This window comes from Enterococcus mediterraneensis (assembly GCF_900604485.1).
In the GTDB taxonomy this organism is placed as follows: Bacteria; Bacillota; Bacilli; order Lactobacillales; family Enterococcaceae; genus Enterococcus_C; species Enterococcus_C mediterraneensis.
On the sequence record NZ_UWOP01000001.1, the window covers coordinates 236,580 to 257,642 of the forward strand.

The following is a 21,063-nucleotide window of genomic DNA, read 5'->3' on the forward strand; positions in this document are numbered from 1 at the left end:
TTAGACTCATTTGTTTTTAATAACTTTATAACCTTAATTTAACCGAAGAAATATTGGTAAATCAATTATCAACCTTATGTAAAATAACACTTTTATAGAAAAAATGCAAATGTGTGGGACGAAAACAAGGAAAAAGCTATGTCAAGTTGTGACATAGCTTTTATAATAGTAAGAAACTATCATTTATTTAATTTTTTTGTTGATTTTAAGAGGTTTAAAATCAAAACTTTCTGCTCATCAGACAGCGAGAAATAGATTTCAATAAGTTCTTTGGTATCTTTCTCGGCTGGATCAATTAAAGAAAAGAAACTTTCTAAACTTATATCTAATACATGAGTGATCGAGTAAAGTGTTTGGACACTGATGTTCTTTTCACCTCGTTCGATTGCCCCAACATGATTTGTGGAGTGTTTCGATAGTTCAGCTAATTTCATTTGCGACAAATTTTTTTCAAGTCTTAACTTTCGAATCAGACTACCAATTTTTTTATTCAAATTCTGAGTCACTTTATCCCCTCCCACTCTTTTAAATGTTATCCAAAGTTAGAAGAAATATACACCATCTAAAAAGTATTGATTTATACGTTTTCATCAATTAAAATAGTTAATGAAAGAAGGGAGAGTTAAGATGAAAAAAGTTATTTTGGGGATATTGTTAGTTTTATTTGTTTCTGGTTGTTCAACAGCCAAGACAGCGGAATCAAAAAGCAAGGAATCAAGTACAGAAATTAGTCAAAGTTCTACAATTGAAAGTAGCGAAACAGAGAGTAGTTCTACAATAGAATCAACTTCCGAAGAAGAAGTTAAATATAAAATGTACTCTTACAAAACTTTAGACCCAGATAATCTGATAGCGACTACTACTAATGAAGCACATGAAAAAAATTTGGAAGTAGATGAAATACTAAGAAGCACGTACTGGGGAGATCAATATGATGTATATTACGACGCTACGTTTGACACTGATGGAGCAGTTAAACTAGTTAACCTGAAACTTGAAGCTGATATTTTTACAAAAACAATTGTAGACGCTGCAAGTGGTGATGAAGTTTCTTATAGACTCTGGAAAGATGGTTTCGTAAATAAGTTTGTCTCAATCTCTGAAAAATTGGGTATGGTCTCTTTTGCTGTCTATTTTCCAGATTCCGAAGATAAATTTTTGTTCCAAGCAATCGAAGGAAATGTATTAGTAGACGCTGTAGAAGAGGCTCGTGCCGCTGGTTACTCAAAAAATGATTATTAAAAGAAAACAACCGCTGATTTTTATAGTCAGCGGTTGTTTTTATTCAAATTTTACAGACTCAAGTTCTACTCTATCGATTCCATTATCAAAAACGGAAGAAATTTCAATAGGCAAACTTTCAATTTCAACGCTTTCGCTGGCTGTCATAAAGGCTTCGTTTTCTTTAAGAATAGGTTCATCAAAACCCCACTCCCATTCTTTTGAAAAAGTGGTAATCTTATAGCCTTTGAAACTGTCCGAGTACTCAGCTTTCAGTTTTTCAGCAGTAAATATCAATATACCATCTTCAAAGCTTAAAAACTCAACATTGCTCTTTCCTTGCGATGGTAACAAAGCAACGCTCCCATCGCTAACGCTAAATGCGCTCTCGTCAATCAACTCTTGCCAATTTTCAGGACAATTTGCGATACCAGCTATCAAGTTGTCTGTCGCTTGCGATGGAATAAGCTGGGCTGTAATGTCTAAGATTCCTTTATTTGCTGTAGATATGCCAGCTATTTTGAAGGTTCGATGACCGAACACTATCCGCTCGTCTAATAATTGTAGAAGTGATTCTGTTTTCTCGTTGTGTGAAGTGAAAACATGAATTTCACTTTCTACATTTATTAGTTGCGATTGCTTATTATACGACAAGTTGAAATCTGCTGTTTGCGAAACAAGAACAGGAAGCTTAAGCAGATATTTTAGTGGCTTATTCTCTAATTTTGAAAGATTAAAAATTATATCATGCTCGATCCGTTGCATTTTTGCTTTATAACTTTCATATCTTTTTGAAACTTGATTAGTGATAAGCCAAAAATCACTTTCGTATTTTACTAGATCACCGCGTCCAGTTTGGTGTAGCGTGATTAAAAATTTACTATCATAGTCTTTCACGCTGACTTCATTGGTCACGAGAGCGCGTTCAGACAGTCCGTTACGGTAAATTGTAGACCCTCGCCAGTCTAAGATGGCTCTGAGGTCGTTTTCAGGCGTGTTTTGCTCGAAAATATTCATCGTAGGCATATTTTTATCACCTCAATTCCTAAACAAGTTGAAAAAGCTAGTAGGCTCGTTAGTGTCTGGCATTGATTGAATTGTGTTGGTCAATTGATTGATACGACTTTGTAAAAATTTAGCGAATGAGGATATATTCATATCGTCTTGTTTGTAGTTTTTCATAGTCGCTGGATTGTTTGCGATGGATTGCAAAACGCTGAGAGCTGTTTGATATATCGCCTTTTTTTGCGCTGGGATTGCTGGGTTGTATTCTTCTGTTGCTGATAGTCCGTTTTCAGCTAGATAGATTGTCGCTTGATCATCGACTAGTGTAATGCCTTCTATTTCCATCTTTAGACGATCGATTATTTTCATATTGAAATACTCCTTCTTTGCGCCTAGCTCATAACAAACTAGGACTAATTTATTTATGTAATTGTCTATTTTTTCTAAAAAAATTGGTTCGTGATTGTAATAAATACGTCCATCATAAGCCAATAAAAATTCATGAGAACACATGTTGCGTTCGATGATCGTGAAACCTCTCAAAAGTCTACCATTACTATCTTCTGACTCAATTTGATATATCTGAAAATCAGTGATCGACATCATATTATAGATTTTTTGAAAAATTAGAGGCACGATAAGGTCGTAAATGTCTGTAGTCAGATAGGCTTTTGTCTCAATTGGTCTTAAAGATGGATAGTTTTGATATATTTTTTCTAATTGCATTGGCTCACCTTTTTTATTTTTTTCGCGCGAGAAATTTTAGGTAACCTTGTGAATGGTCTGCTCGTGTTGGGGTAACTGTCTTTTTCCTTCGTTTGTATGTATCTAGTTCTCAAACGTCATTTTAAAAGCATTTAAAGGCTATTTTAAAGCCTTTTAATGCTAATTAGATAGTTATCCTATCTGTCAGACGGCAAGGCTCTAGCGCGCTGTCATAAAGTTTTAAAATAGACGATAAAACCGAAATTTTATTGGGTTTACTGGTTTAAAACAGCTTGAAAATATGCTAGAAACGTTGATATATTAGCGTTTCTATACCTAAATATTTTTGCTGATAATGAAAATAAATAACAATTCAGCAATTTCAATAAATTATGAAAACAAAAGAATTTCACAATGTACCGAAACACAAGAAACGCGATATATCAAGCTTTCATAATGTATACCAATCTAATTTCACAGCTCAAATCGCTCAAACCCTTGAGGCGTAAGGTACTTCATTTAAGATGGGTTATGTAAACCAGCGCTTTATATCTCCTTAAAATAACGATTAACGAGATATAATAAGAAGAAACAACACTGATAAACGCTGATAGTGTGGGCTTATGATAGCTAACACTCTTTTTTTTGTAGAACGTCACGCTTCAATCTTAATAAAAGTAAAGGCGAAAAATTTTCAATAGTATTTATTTTTATGCAACTATTAATCTAGCAACGATTAAAAGCATACAATTAAATTACTGTACAACCTTTTGTACATAGTAATAAATCATTACTCAACTACTAGATTACTCTCTCTGCTATTCTCAGCATTAATCTTTCTAAGTTCTTCATGACTACTTTGCTGTAGCAATGGTGCAAGATCAATGATGGTTTCCTTCGATATAGCTCCCATTTCCGAAAGCGATTTGAGATTATCAATCACATCTTTTTCGTTTATCGGTCTAGCGTAGTGGAATACTAAATCAAGATCATGGATATTTTGCCCTTCGACTGTCTTTCCTTGAAGATCAAGCAAACGCTCAATAATCTCAAAGCGTTTCTCGAAACCATTTCTCAAAAATCTCTCATTCATTGACGCTTTCATATCTGAAAGTGTAAACAGCAATTTCATACTAACTTCACTGAGATTCGAAACATCAGTGTTATTCAAACTTACTGCTGGCGTACTCGAAATGTTTAGCAATTCTTGTTTTAGAGTTTTGTAAATCGTTTCAAATGCTTTCTCGTTAACTGAGTTTGATACCATTTTGAAGTCTGATCCATCATCAAGAACAAGCCCTTCACCAACTAAATTTTGGTTGATTCCTTCACCTTTCAGTTGCTGACCGATGACAACAGGGATAGGGTTGTGGAATTTGTAAAAGCTGTCACTAAATTTAGATAGTAAATCTTCCATATTATCAATTATGTTAAGAAAATCTGCTAAATCAGACTTGCCAAACACTTTATCCAATTCATTATCATTGCGATAGTGTATGGGAAGACCAGATACATTGTTATAACGGTCTATTCTTCGTAGATCGTTACCACCGATATTAGACCATTTCTCCACTTTCTCTGGATAATAGATAATGTAAAAATCACTTTCCAAAGCTTCGAAGGCTTCAACAAAAGCAATCATTTCAAGAGTCTCATTATAGATCGGAAACGCATTTTCACTTTCAATGACCTTCGATTTGATTTTGTCATTATCGATATAAATATATTCATAGCTATCACCGAATTTTATTAAACGCGAAAGCAATTCATAATCAGACTTGTTGAAGCTTCCTTCTTTGTAAACACGTTTAAATCGCTCTGATAGTTCTTCTTTTCCAACTATCGTGACAGGATTTTTCAATAAGTAACTAGTTTCGAGATTCGCGATCAACTTAGCGTATTGCAACATCACTTTTCGAGATTCATACGGACGATTATTGTACATCTCTACGCCCCTATTCATGATCGCATGCTTGCCTTCAAGATAATTTTTCATTTTTAAGACATCAGCAATTCTTCTTTGTTTTTCGTAGTGATTAACCTCATCTAAAAACCATAGAGGATTACCATTATGTATAATTTTTATATATTCTTTAATATTCATTTATTTGTCACTCCTTCTAAACATACCATTTTTTCGCTTTCTTTCCTTGAGTCGCCAATGCCAGCGCAATGACTAAGTCATCATGTAACCCTTGTCCATTCATGTTCCCCGTTTTTCCATTTGATTCTTGAAATATTTGCATTTCTTCCAACGTATCGCGATCATTGACTAGTATTTCATCAAGTTCGAAAGCCTCTTTCAAGTCAGAAATAAGCGTTGCTTTATTACTTGCGGTTGTACTCCAACCTAATTTCATGCGCTTTCTGCCTGTTTGTTGGTCAAATAGCTTCATCTTATAGATGTTCATGTAAAGATACTCTCTACGTAATTTTTCTAGCAGCGGAGTACCAAAACTGTTACGCTCAATGACTAAAAAGGCATAATTATATAAGCGACCTAATTCATTAATAATCTTCGCAAAACGATAAACTGGAGTTCGATTATCTTTAAATCTAGCTACTTGCTTACCTTCATCATCAAGAACACTAATCGTAGAATTATCGCCACCACTTCCCCCAGCAACATCGACACCAAAATAATATTTCGCATTTTTTCTAGGCAAATCATACACAAACAAGCTTCCATTTGACACAAGAGACAGTAACTCTTGTTGCAAATGCAAACTAACAGCGCTATATTCTATTTTTTTTGGTAAGTGATTCAAGCGCTCACTGACTTTAGATTGATCGAAAACACTGAAACCTGTCGATATGAAGCTCTCATGCAAGTTTGAAGGAAATTCTTGTTTGAAATCGCGATCGCTCATATCTAATTTTTTAAATTGTCGCCACATCAACAAGCGCAAAGTAGCGCCTTTTTCAAAGAGCAATTTCTCTTCATTATTCAAATCTTTTTCACTGAGCAACTCTTTCATACTTGCCTTATACCATGCCACCGCTTCATCAATCTCAATCTTAAATTGTTGAGCTGTAGCCTTAGAGTACCAAGGGAAGAAAAATAGCTTATACTTTGATAGTCCTTTTTCTGCTGATGTAGCAAGCTTTTGAAAATGATTAAAGCCATTCGAAGTACTTTCTACCGTCAATATAGCTTCTTCCGACTTAGAAAGAGCTTGCTCTACTGACAACAAGAGCTTTTCTTGATTGCTGTAGAAAGCTAACTCGCTGAGATGAACTCCCAAAAAGTTACCGCCTCGTGCCACGTCTTTATTGCCAGCGACCGAAAGCGTAATGGTAGAACCATTCTCAAAACTGAGCTTATTTTTATTTGAGTGTTTAATCTTCGAAAATTTAAACTTATCACGAGGAATACTATCATTCATCGCCTTCAAACGCTCAAAAAGAATTGTACTTGATTCAAGCTTATAGGAAACTATCAAGTAGTTAGTTCTTGCTTTAGTCAAAGCCATGTACAAAAACAGCCCCAACATGAGCGTACTCATTCCTAGTTGACGAGATTTAGCAATCAAGTTATATCTCGTTCGATATTCTAAAAACTCTTTCTGTTGCTGATTGACAATAAAGGGAACGTATTTTCCTTCATTATCAACGATCTTTACAAAGTTTTTCAGCCATAGCGTAGGATCAGCATTTATTTTTTCTAATTTTTTTGCTGTTGATAATGTCATAACATCAACCCATCGTCTGAGCTATCCTCAACGGTAATTTTTTGCTTCGTCATTGATTTTAATTCTTTCGATAAAGTCAAAAACAATTTGATAGATTTTTCATCACCATTTTTTGCTTTTTCACTGACTGAATCATATATCTCAAAAAAATCATTATTGGCAATGGAAGCATATCTCAAAGCTTTCAATCTTTGAAATTCTTCCGTTTTTTCCCAGTTTTTGTAGTAATCTATATTCTTTGTTCTTATAAAATTACAGAAATGATCCATTGTAATTGGTTGGTCTGTCTTTCGGACATCGGGAAACAACATTTCAAAATACATCTTCTTCTTTATTGATAATTTCTTAATTTCATCTTTAATATCCATTTATTGCCCTCATCTCATCTGTACAAAATCAATTAAAAAACTATAGATTTGCACATACTCTTTATATTTTTTTGCCTTGAAATCAGCTTTTTCTTGATACATTGCCGTTTCAATATGGGATAACTCTTCATCAAGCGCACGATTGTACATTTTTCCACCTTCAAAAGAACTTTCACGATATAATCTCTGATTAGTATCTCTAATTTCTTCTTCATACGTTAAAAGATTTTCACGTTTTTTGGCATTTTCGAGTAATCGATTCTTTAATAAATCATTCACTAGAGTTTGCAAATATTCTTTATCACACTTGATATACTCAATTTTTGAAGTATCAAATATTTGAAAACCATCATACATAAACAGACAATCAAACTCAGTCTGTGCCATTTCTTTAATCGCTTTTTCGCATTCTAACTCACGTTTTTGTGCCTTCATCTTTTTACGACTGAATTGCTCTCTAATTTGCTGTTTTCTTTCTTTATATTTATTGAAAATTTTTTCGTCAACTTCTAAAAATATTTTCTTCTCATCAGTTGATAAAGAAACAGCGACAAATACTTTCTGAATATCCGCTTTATCTTTAAATTCGCGAACAAGTCTATTCGCTTCTTGTGTGATTTGCTCATTGAAAAAGCGGTAAAAATCAGCGGCAAGAACAGCCAAATCATAATTCAAACGTTTTTTACTTCTTAAAGTTTTGAAGTAGAATCGATTATTTTTTTCTTTCAAAACTTCAACGATTTTATCTCGGTATCTATCGACCTTTAGAAATATACTACTTTGACGTAATAGCTCAGTTTTAGTATATGTTTTTCCTTTTTCAAAAAAAGGCAACGCATTATTAAAGAGTATAGCTGTATACTCAGACCACTCAGCTTTTTTCTTATGGTGTCCTCGCTGATCTTCGATAATATCAGAGTCATCAAAAATGGGCTTTTCTAACTCAAAATATGGTTCGTTTTTTCCTTTTTTTCCAGCCACATATCTAACTGATCCAGCTTTTTCGCTCAGTTTACTGATAATTTTATTTTTAGTATCAGTTTGCAAATAGAATTTTTTATCACTCATAACTGCTGACTGATACTTTTCTTGAACTTTATTTCCTACAAATTTTGTGTATAGGGAATTTGTCATTAATTCGCTTAAAGTTATATTCATCAGATTCATACCTCAACTTATTTACTTTCAAAAAAATCATTATATCTTTTAAGCGCAATTTTCAACTCTTGACTCCGTTCAAAGAGCCAATATTCTTGATTACTTTTGATTGTCAAAGCATGTGTTATAAAATTAAAGCCTTGTTGTTTGAGCCATGCTGTCTTAGCTCCGTTGTAACAGAAATAAAAATCTTTGTTAGTTAGTTTATTCATTAAAATTCTTCCCTTCATTATTGTTGTAGTTTTTAGCTGTTTAGATAAATAGTATTTTTAGTATTTATATAAACAGTCAAGAACTACAACAAAAATTTTTGCATACAGTATTAAGATCAAAAGCCTACCGCGCTACTTACGATTTTGCTTCGCAAGAATCGTGCGGACGCTTGGTACAAATATTTGCTCGCTTTTAGCAAGCTAAAAACTCACAAAATTTGTGATTACTTTTATTTTCTCTCTGTCTTAAAAAGTTACTATATCACTTTCAATAATAGGTATAGACCTATAATATTTTCTAATGTACTTACGTAACTCACTGTTATTTTCATAAACGGCAAGTGCCGATCCTTTTTCGGAACGTACGATTGTAATATAATCAATACCAATTTTTTCAAGATACAAAACTAATTCGTAATCATACACATATTTAAATTTTCTAACTCGTGTAATCTGTTCCAGATATCTAAGTTCGATTTTCTGCTTCCAATCCATCGATATCACGCTCGCTTCATTATTTTTTGTTATCAATATAGTTTTCGTACGCTTTTACACGCTCATTATCAAAAAGATATTTTCCATTTTCGAACCGAGATATGACTGTGCGTGCTACGTGTAGTGCTTGAGCTAACTCTTGTTGCTTTATATTTTTTCGCTTTCGTAGCGCTACATAAAACTCTCGTCTAGTTATGTTTTCGTTCATGTCGTTTTCTCCTTTTTTTCGTACATTTGTTCTTTTTCATTTTTTTGAGAGAGGACGCTATCACACGCCCTCAAAAATAAAGGAAAGAAAAATATATGATATAAACACAAGAATTGTGTGGGTAGCTGCTATTCTGCTGTTGTCGTGTCTAGCACAGCAACAGATTTTTTTGATCCTACTTCTAATGTCGCTTCTAGCAATACCATGCCTTCTAGATTGTCTCCGCGTTTTCCAAGAGGTTCATAATGAGGTTGGCGGCCTTTTAAGAATTTGATAGACAACTGATCTAAATCGAAGAGGACAGCTTTTTCAGAAGGCATGTAGCGGTCAAGTACTACGTTAATAACTCCGTAATTAGTTTCGATCTTGTTTACTAACAGACCAAAATCGTTTGTCTTTGCTGGATAGAAATACTTATCTTTATATAAGCTATCTAGCTCTTCTTTGATATCAGCATTAACGAAGAGATAAAGATTTTCACCTTCAAAACCTTGGTTCCAAAGTTTTCTAGCTAATTCTTTGATCGCTGTTTCAGAAACTGGTTCTTGCACTAGATTTTCAGAGTCAGCAAACTCAATTAAGCCCGACATTTTACGTGGTTTTCCGTCTGATCCATCGTTTTTTGTGGAAGTCAAAAGCGCTTTTTCAAGGTCTGCTTTGACTTCAATCAAGCGATCATTAATTTCAGAAGCGAATAGATCACCGACTTTTTCAGTAGCTTGCGCTGTACCAGAAACTTTGACTGTCTTAGATAGAATTTGCAATACATTTGAAAGTTCAGCACGATTCGAGTGAACGCCTTCCCCAGCCTCTGCTCCTTCTTGTGCTAAAGACTCACTTGTATCGAGTGTACGCTCACGCCATGAGTGAATTTTAGCGCCTGTTTCGCTATTGCCTTTTTTAGATAAAAGTAGAGTTGCAAACGGGGTTTGCTTTGGCGCTACTAGATGAATCTCATCACTGAGATAGATATTTTCTTGTGTAGTTAGATTAGTTGTATTCATTTTATGTATGTCTCCTTTTATTGATTGATCTTAGTTCTCAACATGCTTAATACGTCTCTATTTTTAACAGCTTGAGAGTATTGACTTGCGCTATTGTGATCTGAGGGTTTGTATGAGTTATTTAATTTTCGCTTGTTGACAAGCTCTTTTAATTTGTTGACTTGCTCAATCAATTCAGCTTCATTAGTTGCATGAATCAGTGGTGCAAAATCTTCTAAACCCTCTGATTTAAGCTCTAATTCAACTTGACGATCAAACAGCGCTTGTTCACGCGCTGAGAATTCAGCTTCACGATCTGTTGCTGGATCGTCTGTTACTTGATCTTCATCGACTATTTCAGTTTCTTGCGCTGACGTTTTAGCTTGTACAAGCTGTTGAACTTGCTCCTGTAGCTGTTTTACTTGTTCTTCCAGTGAGGCTTCTGTTTGCTCTTCAACATCTTCAACCGTCTCAGTATTATCGACTGTTTCAGTTTCTTCGTTTTCGTCTTCAATTTCTTTGATATCTTTTTTCATATATTTTCAGCTCCTTTTCAAAATCGTTTTCATTTTTGTTCATAAACAAAGAAGCTCTTCCAGCAGAAAAGAGCTTCTTTGAGTAAATGGAAGGACAAAAGAGCCGTCCTCAAACGGTATCTTTTGTGTGCTATCAGTAAGTAAATAGCACGAGTTTTAAGAGAAAATCATATTAAGCGAGTACGATTTCCAAAAATAAAATATGAGAGAGAGAAAGCCCTCACATCTATATTATAAATATAACATACATTTCCATACCTGTCAAAAAAAGAACTTTTGTTCATTATCCATTAAACAGCTCTATATAAGTATTTAAAAATAAAAAAATTAAAAAAATAGTTGCATTTAAATAACGATAAAACGTGTTATAATACCTTATCGGATTCTACAAAAAACTTGTAACTTAAATCGATCGCTGGTAGCTGTTTGCTTTGCTTTTGCAATCTTTCTGCTGTCACACGGTCTCTAACACCGTTGAGAAAATATGTTGCTGGTGCAATGATCTGCTTATTTTTCATTGATTCGATCTGGGCTGTAATGATTTCTTGTGATGGTTTAAGAGCTGTCTTATCTAACTCAAAGATGATTTTATAAATATCAGTCACAGAAAATACTTTAAACGTGTCTAAAAATTTGAAAAATGGTGATTCGTGTACACGCGTTTTATTCTCTTCTTCTCTTTTATCTCTTGGTTTTACTAGATTAGTATTACTAGCGTCCAAATCTTGCGCTACTATGTCCAAATTTTGATCTACTTTGCCAAAAAAAAGTGGTTCATTTTCTGAACTACTATCGTCAACTAGTTCAATATTTGAGATACCTTTATTTTCAACTGGTTCAGATTTTGCACTACCTTTTTCAGCCGTTTTATTTTCTGAACTATCTTTATCCTCGTATTTGTCGTCATCTGTTAAAACTGGATGATGCAAATATAGATGATTCGCTCGTCCTTTACCTCTTTTCTCTTCTTCTAGCAAGTTAGCAGCAACCAGCTCACTTTTGACTTTCAAAGCTGTATTTTTTGATACCCCTAGCTCCTCAGCTAGTTCTGAAACAGAAAAGATAAAATAAATCTCACCTTCTTTATTTGTCCAAACGTTTTTTTGAGATACGTTTAAACGATCTTTGAGTAAAGCATATGCAACTTTCGCATCGTTGCTGAGAGATTTATATAGACTGCTTTTAAATAAAAATTTTGGTAACTGAAAGTACTTTACTTTTTCTTCTATGTCGTTTTTTGAGTATCTCATCTCGAATCGCTCCTCTTGATTTTTTATTGAGCGATGATAAAATGTATTTGTAGATTACAGTTTTATCATCATCAACCGCCGAATAGCCCCAACTATTCGGCGGTCTTTTTTATATAATTTTCTCGTCCCACACGTCTTTTGGAATACATTTGCTTTTTTATAACAGTTTTTGCTTTGGACTAAACCCGATGACTACGCATGAACTCATCGCAATCGTCTTTTGATATTCGTAGCATGCCATCAACCATGATAACTTTTAGACCGTTTTTGATGTATTTATTCATCAAAGTCAGATAACCGACATTCAGATATTCTTGTGCTTGCGTTTTCGTCATATAGAATGGCAGTTCTTCGCGCTTCTGATAAAGTTTTATACCTTCATTTACCGCTTCTCGAATTTCTTCTGAAATTTTAAAAGCTATTTCTTCATTCATTAGATAAGCTCCTTCTTCCTTTTATCATTACAATTATTTATAGAAATAACTATAAATATCTGTTAAAAACAATATAAAACAAAAGAAAATAAAAATCAATAGTTTTTCTGGTATTTTCTATAATTATTTATTATAATATATAGTAGGAGGTGGAATATACTTTGAACAAGCAAAAAAAGAAAGTGCCTGATAAAAAAAATCTTGAAGTCGCTCAACGAATTAAGATGATCAGAAAAGAAACTGGATTAAGTGCTAAAGATTTCGCCAAAAAAATTGATGAAACTGCAAGTTATGGTGCTGTCAGCAATTGGGAAAATGGCTATAACCTTCCAAATAACAGGCGTCTAAAGCGTATTGCTGAAATTGGTGGAGTATCAATTGAATATCTGCTAAATGGTACAAGCGAAGAAGATTATATTGAGCAAGCAAGACAAATAAATGATGATCAATTTAACGCAATATTAAACTCGTCTATCGAGAACAGCCAACTAATAAAAGTTGCTCGAAACTTTCAACGATCTGCTGAGCTCGCTCAGTTGGAAGAATTTTTTGCGATTGATGATGATCTCGTGAAGATAATCAATTATCTTGATGATCTTTTCTATCAAAAGAAAGATTATGATTATACAGAAAAATATCTCGAATTTGTTGAAACTATTGTCACCTTATTGCAACAAGCTGGTGAGATATCTGAGTTTCGTAACACCGAGGTACTTGATTTTGAGAACAAAAAATATCAAGAAAAGTTTCCTAAAATTGTATTTGAGGTTATAGAAGAACTTTTTGAGGAAAAAGAAGAAGAAGATCAAGATTGACAAATAAAAGTAGCTTCTTTTTTTAAACACAAGGATAAACAAATAAAAGTTTCTTATATTTTTTACCCCTTAAGTTAAACAAATAAATGAATTGTAACTATAATTCACTCTCCCTCTTTCTCGTCCCACACACGCGATGAAAAGGAGATAAAAACAATGGCAAAAGCATACAAATATGAAAAAAATGGTCAAACTTTCTGGCGAAAAAAAGGATATTTAGGTACTAATCCCCTGACTGGAGAGCAGAAAAACTTTAATCGAGGTGGCTTCAAAACGTCACGAGAAGCTGAACAAGCCTATTTAGACGCTAAACAGAATTTCATCAAGACTCGCGGAACTAATCTAAGAGGGACTACTTTTAGAGAAGTTTATGAGTTGTGGATCGAAACTGTTTACAAACACAAGGTAAGATCAGCTACACTTCTTTCGACAAAATCAAAATTCAAGAATCATATTCTTCCTAAGCTCGGCGATAAATTAATCGATAAGATCACCGTTGATGATATTCAAGACTTTGCGAACTACATTTATTATGACGCTAAGCACTCACAAGCTCGACTATTTTTGAACTACGTTAGCAATGTATTCGAATTTGCTCGAAAACGTAAGCTTGTGCAAAGTGATCCTGTTTTATTAATCGAAAAAATGAGAACTATAAGAAGCGAAAATGAAGGATCAAAAGAAAAGGAAACATATTTGTCCCCTAGTGATTTGAAGATTTTTTTGGAGGATTTGAAGTACAATTGTAAATTCAACATTCGCGTTTTATTTTATTTGATTTTTGTAACTGGTATTCGAAATGGCGAAGCTATTGCTTTACAATGGAAAGACGTTGATTTTGAAAATAAAGTCCTACACGTCCGACACTCACGAACACGCGATGAAAACGGACATGACACGATCGGACTTACAAAAAACGGAAAGTCTCGGACTATTCCTTTATCGTCTACTGCTATCAGTCTTTTGGAAAAGTTACAGTATTTTAATAAACTGCAATTTAATCGAAAAAACTACGATCAGTTTAGAGATGACCTCGTTTTTCCATCGGATAAAGGTAAAATGTTACATCCATCGACTGTATATCTTCGACTAAAAAAGATCGAAAAAAGAACAGGATTGAAAGATTTACATCCTCATAAAATACGACATACCTTTACAACGTATTCGATTTCTCTAACTCAGAATGTAAAAGAAGTCAGCGAAATGCTAGGACACTCCGATGTAGCGTTCACATTAAATGTCTATGCTGGGACTTCGAGTGAAGCAAAAGAAAGAATAGTTAACGAATTAGATAACATCATCCCAAAAATTTAATTTGTAAAATAGAGCTCTAAACCAGTTTAGATTTTTGGATCGACCAGTTTAGATTTTGAATCGAAAAGCTAAAAAATAAGCAAAAATAGATAGAAAATATACATTTTATTCTAATAATATTCAAAGATAAAAAAACAAAAGAAACGCCTAAAAACGTTGATTTAAAGGCGTTTCTGATGTATTTTTGAATTGAACTAAAAATTAAAAAGATTCTTATTATACAATTGGTGAAAAGTTTTCATTCTATTGAAAAAAACTGGTATCTTTACTTTTTCTTTCATTATATGGCAGTATTTGCAATGATCGCTCTCATTTCGTCATAAGCAGTCGGTGTCCCGGCAATAAATAATTCTCTGCCGTCCAATTTCAGTGGTTCGCCGTCAAGTGCTGAAAATTTCATTCCTAAAGCGTCCAGCAAGACACATCCCGGTGCATAATCCCATGGAGCCAAATTAGAGATATAGCCGTTACGATGTCCTAAGATGATCCCGATCAGCTCTTTACCGGCACAACCAGTCATTCTCACGCCCATTGCATGATCTCCGATTTTCTGACAATTGTAGGCGTTCTTTTTGTACAAGCTGGTGTTCATGCCGACTAAGCCTTCCCGCATCCCGAGATCTTTTGGAGCCTTGATCTGCTGTTCATTGCGAAAGACACCGACTTTTTTTCCGCCCCACAAAAATTCATCTTTCATGACATCATAGACAAATCCCAATTGAGGCACTCCATCTTCATAAACTGCCATCATAATACAGAAATTTTCATGTTCTAAAACAAAATTCATGGTGCCATCGATCGGATCAATGATAAAAACTCTTCCGGATAGATCCGTCAAATGATCCCGCCCATTTTCTTCTCCCATGATTTTCGCATTTGGATCATAGTTCAAGATTTGCCGAGTCAAGTATTCTTGGGTCTGTTTGTCCAAACTCGTTACCAGATCTTTGCGGCTGGATTTGGTTTCCACTTGCAGATCCTCGTCGAAACTTTCTTTGATCTGCTCTGCAGCGGTATATATCCAGCTTTTTATATGAGTAATCATTTGATCCATGATAAAATCAACCTTTCATTTTTAATCGTCCTTTTGGATTTTTCTTGGCTTCTTGGAGGGTGTGGTATAACGAATAACCGGAGATTTTCTCAAATTCCCGTCCAAGACGTCGTTCTTCTCCCAGACTTTTCACGACAGTCTTGAATTTTTGATAAGTTCGTAAAAATTCTTCTGCTTTGATATTGGTCTCATTCGCCTGCTCCAATTTTTCCCACATATCCATTACGATCACCATCTCGTCTGTCGTCCAATCCAGATCAAGGGGATACTGATAATCACGCATTCTTTCTCACCTCAAACATTCAATACCTAGTGTAGCATAAACCCTGTAAGAAAATAAACAAAAGGAGCAGGTTTTCACCCGCTCCTAATCGATATTCACATGCTGTTAAATATGGATTGGTAATCCTAATGCCAATTCTGATGCGTCCATTACGATTTCTCCTAGTGATGGATGTGGGTGGATCGTCAAGGCGATATCTTCCGCATTCATACCGGATTCGATAGCCAACGCTAATTCAGAGACCATGTCGCTTGCGCCTACACCGGCGATTTGTGCACCGATCAATACGTTGTCTTCAACGGTAGTCACTAAACGAATGAAGCCTTCTGTTTTATCTAAGGAAATCGCACGGCCATTTCCTGAGAATGGGAATTTATAAGCTTTTGCTTCCAAGCCGGCATCTTTCGCTTCCGCGATCGTCATACCAACTGAAGCAAGTTCTGGATCGGTAAAGGCTACAGCCGGCATTGCTTTGTAGTCGACTGCTACTTTTTTACCTGAGATCGCTTCAGCAGCGATTTTCGCTTCATAACTTGCTTTGTGAGCTAAAGCCGCACCGGGAACGATATCACCGATTGCATAGATATTCGGCACATTTGTCCGACCTTGCTTGTCTACTGTGATCAATCCGCGTTCGCCGATTTCAACACCAGCTTGTTCCAAACCAAGATCATTGGTGTTTGGACGACGGCCGACTGTTACCATGACATAATCTGCAGTAACAGATTCTTCTTTTCCGTCGATTTCATATTTAACGGTTACGCTGTCGCCATTGTCAACGGCTTCTTTAGCCATTGCTTTCGTAACGATCGTAACACCTTTTTTCTTGAAGTCTTCTTCAACAATTTTTACCATATCTTTTTCATAAGTAGGTAAAATTTGTGCAGTTCCTTCAAGGATCGTCACTTCTGCGCCAAGGTTGGCATAAGCACCGCCTAATTCCGCACCGATAACACCGCCACCGATGATCACGAATTTTTTAGGTACTTCTTTCAATGCCAATCCGCCAGTTGAATCTAAGACGCGTCCGCCGAATTTGAACCCAGGGATTTCGATTGGACGAGATCCTGTAGCAACGATCGCGTTATTGAATGAATAGGTTTGTGCAGAATCAGGATGGATCACCCGTAAAGTATGATCGTCTACAAAAAATGCTTCGCCTTCGATCACTTCAACTTTATTTTTTTTCAATAAGAAACCAACACCGCTAGTCAATTTATTGACAACTGTATTTTGTTTCCAATCTTGTGTTTTCGCAAAATCAAGTTTTACATTTTCGCTGGTCACACCGAATACTGTTGAATCTAAAGATTCTTGGTAATGATGTCCGGCCGCGATCAAAGCTTTAGAAGGAATACATCCCACGTTCAAACAAACGCCTCCGATATATTCGCGTTCGATGATTGCTACTTTTTGCCCCATCTCTGCGGCACGGATGGCAGCTACATAGCCGCCAGGTCCCGCACCAATCACAACTGTATCTAATTCAATCGCAAAATCTCCAACTACCATTTCTTTATCATCCTTCCATCAACATTAATTCTGGGTCAGCCAACAGACGTTTAATGTTGTTCATTGCTTTTTGAGCAGTCGCGCCATCCACGATACGGTGGTCAAAGCTCAACGATAATTTCATTACACGGCCGACAACGATTTCGCCTTCTGCGTTAACGATTGGTTGTTGAGCAATAGTTCCCACACCTAAGATCGCTACTTCAGGGTAGTTGATAACTGGAGTAAACCAGCCGCCGCCTACAGAACCGATATTACTGATGGTAATTGTTCCGTTACGCATATCATCAGCAGAAAGTTTGCCGTCATGAGCTAATTTAGCTTTGTCGTTGATTTCGTCTGCAATCGCGAACATACCTTTTTGGTCTGCGTTTTTCACGTTAGGTACGTATAGACCATGATCTGTATCTGTTGCGATACCGATATTGAAGTAATGTTTATAGACGATTTCTTGTGAAGAATCATCAATAGATGCATTCAATATTGGGAATTTCTTAGCTGTCGCTGTCAATGCTTTGACTACATATGGCAAGAATGTCAATTTAGTACCGTTTTCTGCGGCAACTTCTTTGAATTTCTTACGGTGATCCCATAGTTTAGATACTTCCACTTCGTCATGCAAAGTAACATGAGGTGCAGTATGTTTGCTGTTGACCATTGCTTTAGCGATTGCTTTACGTGTTGGTGTCATTGCTTCACGCGTTTCAAGATCGCTTAGATTTGAAGTAAATGCTTTTGGTTTAGCAGGAGCGGCTGCTTGCGCAGGTTCAACTGAAGCTGTAATTGTTTGGCCAGTTGAAGCCGGTGCTGCTTTTGCTTTTCCTCCGCCTGATAAGAATTGTTCGATATCTTCTTTTGTCACGCGTCCGCCTTTACCTGTGGCTGTAACTTGTGTGATATCCACATCTTTTTCACGAGCGAATTGACGTACAGAAGGCATTGCCAATACTTTTTTGTTTGGATCAGCTGCTTCGACTACTTTAGCTGCTTCAGGAGCTGCTGCTGCAGGAGCGGCATTTTCACTTGCTGGCGCTGAAGCCGGTGCGTCGTTATGCCCAGGAGCATCGATCTCTACCAAGACATCACCAACATTTGCCACTGTTCCTTCTGGTACTACGATATTTTTAACGGTACCAGTAACTGGAGATGGAATTTCTTCCACTGATTTGTCGTTTTGTACTTCTAATAACGTATCGTCTTCATTGATCGTATCGCCGGCTTTGACGAACCATTTAACGATTTCGCCTTCCGCGATTCCTTCACCGATATCTGGCAATTTGAATTGGAAGACACCGCCGCCATTGCTTTGGCTATCCTTTGTTTCAGTTGGGATTGCGGCAGGTTGCGCAGGTGTTTGGGATTGTGCAGCTACACCGGCATCCCCTTCATTGTCTTCATGTCCAGGTGCGTCGATCTCTACCAACACGTCCCCGACATTTGCCACTGTTCCTTCTGGTACTACGATATTTTTAACGGTACCAGTAACTGGAGATGGAATTTCTTCCACTGATTTGTCATTTTGTACTTCTAATAATGTGTCGTCTTCATTGATCGTATCGCCAGGTTTGACGAACCATTTAACGATTTCGCCTTCTGCGATCCCTTCACCGATGTCCGGTAGTTTAAATTGAAAAGCCATTTCGCTTTCTTCCCTTCTTAAATTAAATTAAAAGTTTACGATTTCTTTTACTTTCGCTTCGATATCTGAGGCATTTGGCAACCAAATATTTTCAGCTTGGCCAAATGGGAAGATTGTATCTGGCGCAGAAACACGGCCGATCGGTGCTTCTAATGAAAGAACAGCACGTTCAGAGATTTCAGAAACAACTTGTGCCCCTACACCTGCTTGTTTTTGAGCTTCTTGAACGACAACCACACGACCAGTTTTTTCAACTGATTTGATGATGGTTTCTACATCAAGAGGAGCTACTGTGCGCAAGTCGATGATTTCGGCATTGATATTTTCTTTTGCTAAGTTATCAGCAGCTTTGGCAGCTTCACGTACCATCGCACCATAAGTAATGATAGATACATCTGTTCCTTCGCGAGTGACTGCTGCTTTATCCAAAGGAACTTCGTATGCTTCATCTGGCACTTCCTCACGGAAAGAACGATAAAGTTTCATATGTTCCAAGTAAACAACTGGGTCATTGCTGCGGATTGCAGAAATCAATAATCCTTTTGCGTCATAAGGATTTGATGGGATAACAACGCGGATACCAGGAGATTGCGCGATCAAACCTTCTAAGTTGTCAGAGTGCAATTCTGGTGTGTGCACGCCCCCGCCAAATGGTGAACGAACAACGATCGGCAAGTTGCGGGTTGCCCCCATACGGTAACGTGTACGAGCCATTTGTCCTACGATTTCATCCATTACTTCAAATACAAATCCAAAGAATTGGATTTCAGGAACTGGACGGAATCCTTCAAGTGCTAAACCAAAAGCCAATCCGCCGATACCTGATTCAGCTAGAGGTGTATCAAATACTCGGTCTTCACCGAATTTTTCTTGAAGACCTTCTGTTGCCCGGAAAACTCCTCCGTTTTTACCAACATCTTCACCAAACACTAAGATATTTTCGTCTTTCTCCATTTCAAGAGCTAAGGCATCAGTGATTGCTTGAATCATTGTTTTTTGCGCCATGATTATTTCGACTCCTTCGCTTCGTAAATTGCAATTTGTTCTTTGATGTTTTGAGGTTGAACTTCAAACATATTTTTCAAGAAATCAGAAACTTTTTGTTTTGGTACACGGTCAGCTTCTGCGATTGCTGCTTTGATTTCTTCTTTTGTTTGTTCGATAACTTGTTCTTCTTTTTCTTCAGACCAAAGTCCTTTTTCTGTTAAATAGTTGCGCATACGGATCAAAGGATCTTTTTGTTGCCATTCGCCATCTAATTCTTTTGAACGGTAACGTGTTGGATCATCCCCTGACAATGTATGTGGACCATAACGGTAAGTCAATGTTTCGATCAAAACAGGACCATTTCCGCTTGCTGCCCATTCACGCGCAGCTTTTGATACAGTGTAAACAGCCAACGCATCCATACCATCTACTTGGATACCAGGAATCCCAGCGGCAACTGCTTTTTGAGCCAATGATTCAGCGGCAGTTTGTTTTTCACGAGGAGTTGAGATCGCAAAACCATTATTTTGTACAAAAAATACAGCATTTGCATGGTAAGCACCTGCAAAGTTCATTGCTTCATAAAAGTCCCCTTGTGATGTACCGCCATCACCAGTGTAAACAAACGCTACATTTTTGCTTCCGCGTTTTTTCAAGCCAAGTGCCGAACCAGCAGCTTGTACGTATTGCGCACCAATAATGATTTGAGGAGGCATTGCATGCAAGTCTTCTGGATAAAGGTTTCCGGCAACATGTCCGCGAGACCATAAGAAAGCTTCTTTCAAAGGTAATCCGTGTTGCACAAGTTGCGGCACATCACGATAACCAGGGAATAAGCGGTCTTCTTTTTCAAAAGCGAAGTGGCTGGCTAATTGGCTGGCTTCTTGTCCAGCTGTTGGTGCGTAGAAACCTAAACGTCCTTGTCTGTTCAATGCTGTTGAACGTTGATCCAATACGCGAGACCAAACCATCCGTCTCATCAATTCTACTAATTCGTCGTCAGATAAATCAGGTACTAATGCCTCATTTACTACTTTCCCGTCTTTGTCCAAAGCTTGGTACGTCGGAAAATCAGCATTGATTTTTTCTAACAATTTTTCAAAATCAATTTGTTTTTGATTTTTTGCCATGTTGTCACACTTTCCTCTCTTAGAAATTCTCGTCGAGTGAAACAGCCGCTTCAACTGTATCA

The 21,063-nt window shown here is 36.4% G+C and carries 23 protein-coding genes; 3 read left to right on the forward strand and 20 right to left on the reverse strand.

From position 1 onward, the window contains the following. Positions 1-179: 179 nt before the first annotated feature. A complete protein-coding gene (locus tag EFB00_RS01140) occupies positions 180-506 on the reverse strand; it encodes a helix-turn-helix domain-containing protein (protein WP_206423449.1) in 327 nt (108 codons plus the stop codon). 121 nt (positions 507-627) lie between these two features. On the opposite strand from EFB00_RS01140, the gene EFB00_RS01145 reads away from it, so the two are divergent. After that, positions 628-1,242 carry a membrane lipoprotein lipid attachment site-containing protein gene (locus tag EFB00_RS01145; RefSeq protein ID WP_122645110.1) on the forward strand — a complete coding sequence of 205 codons (615 nt, stop codon included), beginning with the start codon at positions 628-630 and terminating at the stop codon, positions 1,240-1,242. A 39-nt stretch (positions 1,243-1,281) separates the two neighbouring features. Here the strand turns inward: EFB00_RS01145 and EFB00_RS01150 are convergent, their stop codons facing one another. The 13 genes from EFB00_RS01150 to EFB00_RS01210 form a co-directional block, all read right to left on the reverse strand. Next, entirely contained in the window at positions 1,282-2,247 is a 966-nt protein-coding gene (locus EFB00_RS01150) for a hypothetical protein (protein ID WP_122645111.1), read from the reverse strand. Between the two features lie 12 nt (positions 2,248-2,259). Then, complete coding sequence (locus EFB00_RS13525) at positions 2,260-2,952, reverse strand: hypothetical protein (RefSeq protein WP_206423450.1); 693 nt, start codon at positions 2,950-2,952, stop codon at positions 2,260-2,262. A gap of 769 nt (positions 2,953-3,721) precedes the next feature. Next, the gene (locus tag EFB00_RS01160) at positions 3,722-5,035 is read right to left on the reverse strand and encodes a phage portal protein (protein ID WP_122645112.1); all 1,314 of its coding nucleotides are present in this window, start codon (positions 5,033-5,035) and stop codon (positions 3,722-3,724) included. 16 nt (positions 5,036-5,051) lie between these two features. Beyond that, positions 5,052-6,623 (reverse strand): phage terminase large subunit family protein, encoded by a 1,572-nt coding sequence (locus tag EFB00_RS01165; RefSeq protein WP_122645113.1) that lies wholly within the window; start codon positions 6,621-6,623, stop codon positions 5,052-5,054. Next, a complete protein-coding gene (locus tag EFB00_RS01170; protein WP_122645114.1) occupies positions 6,620-6,991 on the reverse strand; it encodes a hypothetical protein in 372 nt (123 codons plus the stop codon). The genes EFB00_RS01165 and EFB00_RS01170 overlap by 4 nt, the downstream gene beginning before the upstream one ends. A 9-nt stretch (positions 6,992-7,000) precedes the next feature. Further along, positions 7,001-8,149 (reverse strand): hypothetical protein, encoded by a 1,149-nt coding sequence (locus EFB00_RS01175; RefSeq protein ID WP_122645115.1) that lies wholly within the window; start codon positions 8,147-8,149, stop codon positions 7,001-7,003. A gap of 17 nt (positions 8,150-8,166) precedes the next feature. After that, positions 8,167-8,361, reverse strand: coding sequence for a hypothetical protein (locus EFB00_RS01180; protein WP_122645116.1), 195 nt, complete (start codon positions 8,359-8,361; stop codon positions 8,167-8,169). 246 nt (positions 8,362-8,607) lie between these two features. After that, entirely contained in the window at positions 8,608-8,856 is a 249-nt protein-coding gene (locus EFB00_RS13800; RefSeq protein WP_122645117.1) for a DUF5659 domain-containing protein, read from the reverse strand. Positions 8,857-8,875: 19 nt separating this feature from the next. Beyond that, on the reverse strand, positions 8,876-9,064 hold the full coding sequence (locus EFB00_RS01190; protein ID WP_122645118.1) for a helix-turn-helix domain-containing protein: 189 nt from the start codon (positions 9,062-9,064) through the stop codon (positions 8,876-8,878). Positions 9,065-9,192: 128 nt separating this feature from the next. Beyond that, on the reverse strand, positions 9,193-10,068 hold the full coding sequence (locus EFB00_RS01195) for an SU10 major capsid protein (RefSeq protein WP_122645119.1): 876 nt from the start codon (positions 10,066-10,068) through the stop codon (positions 9,193-9,195). A gap of 17 nt (positions 10,069-10,085) precedes the next feature. Beyond that, positions 10,086-10,583: a hypothetical protein gene (locus tag EFB00_RS01200; protein ID WP_122645120.1), complete on the reverse strand. Its 498-nt coding sequence runs from the start codon at positions 10,581-10,583 to the stop codon at positions 10,086-10,088. A 365-nt stretch (positions 10,584-10,948) separates the two neighbouring features. Then, positions 10,949-11,833 (reverse strand): replication initiator protein A, encoded by an 885-nt coding sequence (locus EFB00_RS01205; RefSeq protein WP_122645121.1) that lies wholly within the window; start codon positions 11,831-11,833, stop codon positions 10,949-10,951. A gap of 179 nt (positions 11,834-12,012) precedes the next feature. Further along, positions 12,013-12,267 carry a MerR family transcriptional regulator gene (locus EFB00_RS01210; RefSeq protein WP_122645122.1) on the reverse strand — a complete coding sequence of 85 codons (255 nt, stop codon included), beginning with the start codon at positions 12,265-12,267 and terminating at the stop codon, positions 12,013-12,015. Positions 12,268-12,428: 161 nt separating this feature from the next. On the opposite strand from EFB00_RS01210, the gene EFB00_RS01215 reads away from it, so the two are divergent. Beyond that, positions 12,429-13,082, forward strand: coding sequence for a helix-turn-helix domain-containing protein (locus EFB00_RS01215; RefSeq protein WP_241153386.1), 654 nt, complete (start codon positions 12,429-12,431; stop codon positions 13,080-13,082). 156 nt (positions 13,083-13,238) lie between these two features. Continuing rightward, positions 13,239-14,396, forward strand: coding sequence for a tyrosine-type recombinase/integrase (locus EFB00_RS01220; RefSeq protein WP_122645123.1), 1,158 nt, complete (start codon positions 13,239-13,241; stop codon positions 14,394-14,396). A gap of 280 nt (positions 14,397-14,676) precedes the next feature. Here the strand turns inward: EFB00_RS01220 and EFB00_RS01225 are convergent, their stop codons facing one another. From EFB00_RS01225 to pdhA, 6 genes are all read right to left on the reverse strand, one after another. Further along, a complete protein-coding gene (locus EFB00_RS01225; RefSeq protein WP_122645124.1) occupies positions 14,677-15,450 on the reverse strand; it encodes an inositol monophosphatase family protein in 774 nt (257 codons plus the stop codon). Between the two features lie 7 nt (positions 15,451-15,457). Beyond that, positions 15,458-15,733 (reverse strand): UPF0223 family protein, encoded by a 276-nt coding sequence (locus tag EFB00_RS01230; RefSeq protein WP_122645125.1) that lies wholly within the window; start codon positions 15,731-15,733, stop codon positions 15,458-15,460. A gap of 105 nt (positions 15,734-15,838) precedes the next feature. Next, positions 15,839-17,245, reverse strand: coding sequence for a dihydrolipoyl dehydrogenase (gene lpdA / locus EFB00_RS01235; protein WP_122645126.1), 1,407 nt, complete (start codon positions 17,243-17,245; stop codon positions 15,839-15,841). A 7-nt stretch (positions 17,246-17,252) separates the two neighbouring features. Then, positions 17,253-18,884, reverse strand: coding sequence for a dihydrolipoyllysine-residue acetyltransferase (locus EFB00_RS01240; RefSeq protein WP_122645127.1), 1,632 nt, complete (start codon positions 18,882-18,884; stop codon positions 17,253-17,255). Positions 18,885-18,911: 27 nt separating this feature from the next. Beyond that, complete coding sequence (locus tag EFB00_RS01245) at positions 18,912-19,889, reverse strand: alpha-ketoacid dehydrogenase subunit beta (RefSeq protein ID WP_122645128.1); 978 nt, start codon at positions 19,887-19,889, stop codon at positions 18,912-18,914. Positions 19,890-19,891: 2 nt separating this feature from the next. After that, positions 19,892-21,001, reverse strand: a complete 1,110-nt coding sequence (gene pdhA / locus EFB00_RS01250) for a pyruvate dehydrogenase (acetyl-transferring) E1 component subunit alpha (RefSeq protein WP_122645129.1) — start codon at positions 20,999-21,001, stop codon at positions 19,892-19,894. Positions 21,002-21,063: the final 62 nt, after the last annotated feature.

What these genes read in the sequence shown, in the direction of transcription:
- EFB00_RS01145 (WP_122645110.1), top strand. Translation starts at nt 628, where the DNA reads ATGAAAAAAGTTATTTTGGGGATATTGTTAGTTTTATTTGTTTCTGGT.
- EFB00_RS01150 (WP_122645111.1), bottom strand. Translation starts at nt 2,247, where the DNA reads ATGCCTACGATGAATATTTTCGAGCAAAACACGCCTGAAAACGACCTC.
- EFB00_RS13525 (WP_206423450.1), bottom strand. Translation starts at nt 2,952, where the DNA reads ATGCAATTAGAAAAAATATATCAAAACTATCCATCTTTAAGACCAATT.
- EFB00_RS01160 (WP_122645112.1), bottom strand. Translation starts at nt 5,035, where the DNA reads ATGAATATTAAAGAATATATAAAAATTATACATAATGGTAATCCTCTA.
- EFB00_RS01165 (WP_122645113.1), bottom strand. Translation starts at nt 6,623, where the DNA reads ATGACATTATCAACAGCAAAAAAATTAGAAAAAATAAATGCTGATCCT.
- EFB00_RS01170 (WP_122645114.1), bottom strand. Translation starts at nt 6,991, where the DNA reads ATGGATATTAAAGATGAAATTAAGAAATTATCAATAAAGAAGAAGATG.
- EFB00_RS01175 (WP_122645115.1), bottom strand. Translation starts at nt 8,149, where the DNA reads ATGAATATAACTTTAAGCGAATTAATGACAAATTCCCTATACACAAAA.
- EFB00_RS01180 (WP_122645116.1), bottom strand. Translation starts at nt 8,361, where the DNA reads ATGAATAAACTAACTAACAAAGATTTTTATTTCTGTTACAACGGAGCT.
- EFB00_RS13800 (WP_122645117.1), bottom strand. Translation starts at nt 8,856, where the DNA reads ATGGATTGGAAGCAGAAAATCGAACTTAGATATCTGGAACAGATTACA.
- EFB00_RS01190 (WP_122645118.1), bottom strand. Translation starts at nt 9,064, where the DNA reads ATGAACGAAAACATAACTAGACGAGAGTTTTATGTAGCGCTACGAAAG.
- EFB00_RS01195 (WP_122645119.1), bottom strand. Translation starts at nt 10,068, where the DNA reads ATGAATACAACTAATCTAACTACACAAGAAAATATCTATCTCAGTGAT.
- EFB00_RS01200 (WP_122645120.1), bottom strand. Translation starts at nt 10,583, where the DNA reads ATGAAAAAAGATATCAAAGAAATTGAAGACGAAAACGAAGAAACTGAA.
- EFB00_RS01205 (WP_122645121.1), bottom strand. Translation starts at nt 11,833, where the DNA reads ATGAGATACTCAAAAAACGACATAGAAGAAAAAGTAAAGTACTTTCAG.
- EFB00_RS01210 (WP_122645122.1), bottom strand. Translation starts at nt 12,267, where the DNA reads ATGAATGAAGAAATAGCTTTTAAAATTTCAGAAGAAATTCGAGAAGCG.
- EFB00_RS01220 (WP_122645123.1), top strand. Translation starts at nt 13,239, where the DNA reads ATGGCAAAAGCATACAAATATGAAAAAAATGGTCAAACTTTCTGGCGA.
- EFB00_RS01225 (WP_122645124.1), bottom strand. Translation starts at nt 15,450, where the DNA reads ATGGATCAAATGATTACTCATATAAAAAGCTGGATATATACCGCTGCA.
- EFB00_RS01230 (WP_122645125.1), bottom strand. Translation starts at nt 15,733, where the DNA reads ATGCGTGATTATCAGTATCCCCTTGATCTGGATTGGACGACAGACGAG.
- lpdA (WP_122645126.1), bottom strand. Translation starts at nt 17,245, where the DNA reads ATGGTAGTTGGAGATTTTGCGATTGAATTAGATACAGTTGTGATTGGT.
- EFB00_RS01240 (WP_122645127.1), bottom strand. Translation starts at nt 18,884, where the DNA reads ATGGCTTTTCAATTTAAACTACCGGACATCGGTGAAGGGATCGCAGAA.
- EFB00_RS01245 (WP_122645128.1), bottom strand. Translation starts at nt 19,889, where the DNA reads ATGGCGCAAAAAACAATGATTCAAGCAATCACTGATGCCTTAGCTCTT.
- pdhA (WP_122645129.1), bottom strand. Translation starts at nt 21,001, where the DNA reads ATGGCAAAAAATCAAAAACAAATTGATTTTGAAAAATTGTTAGAAAAA.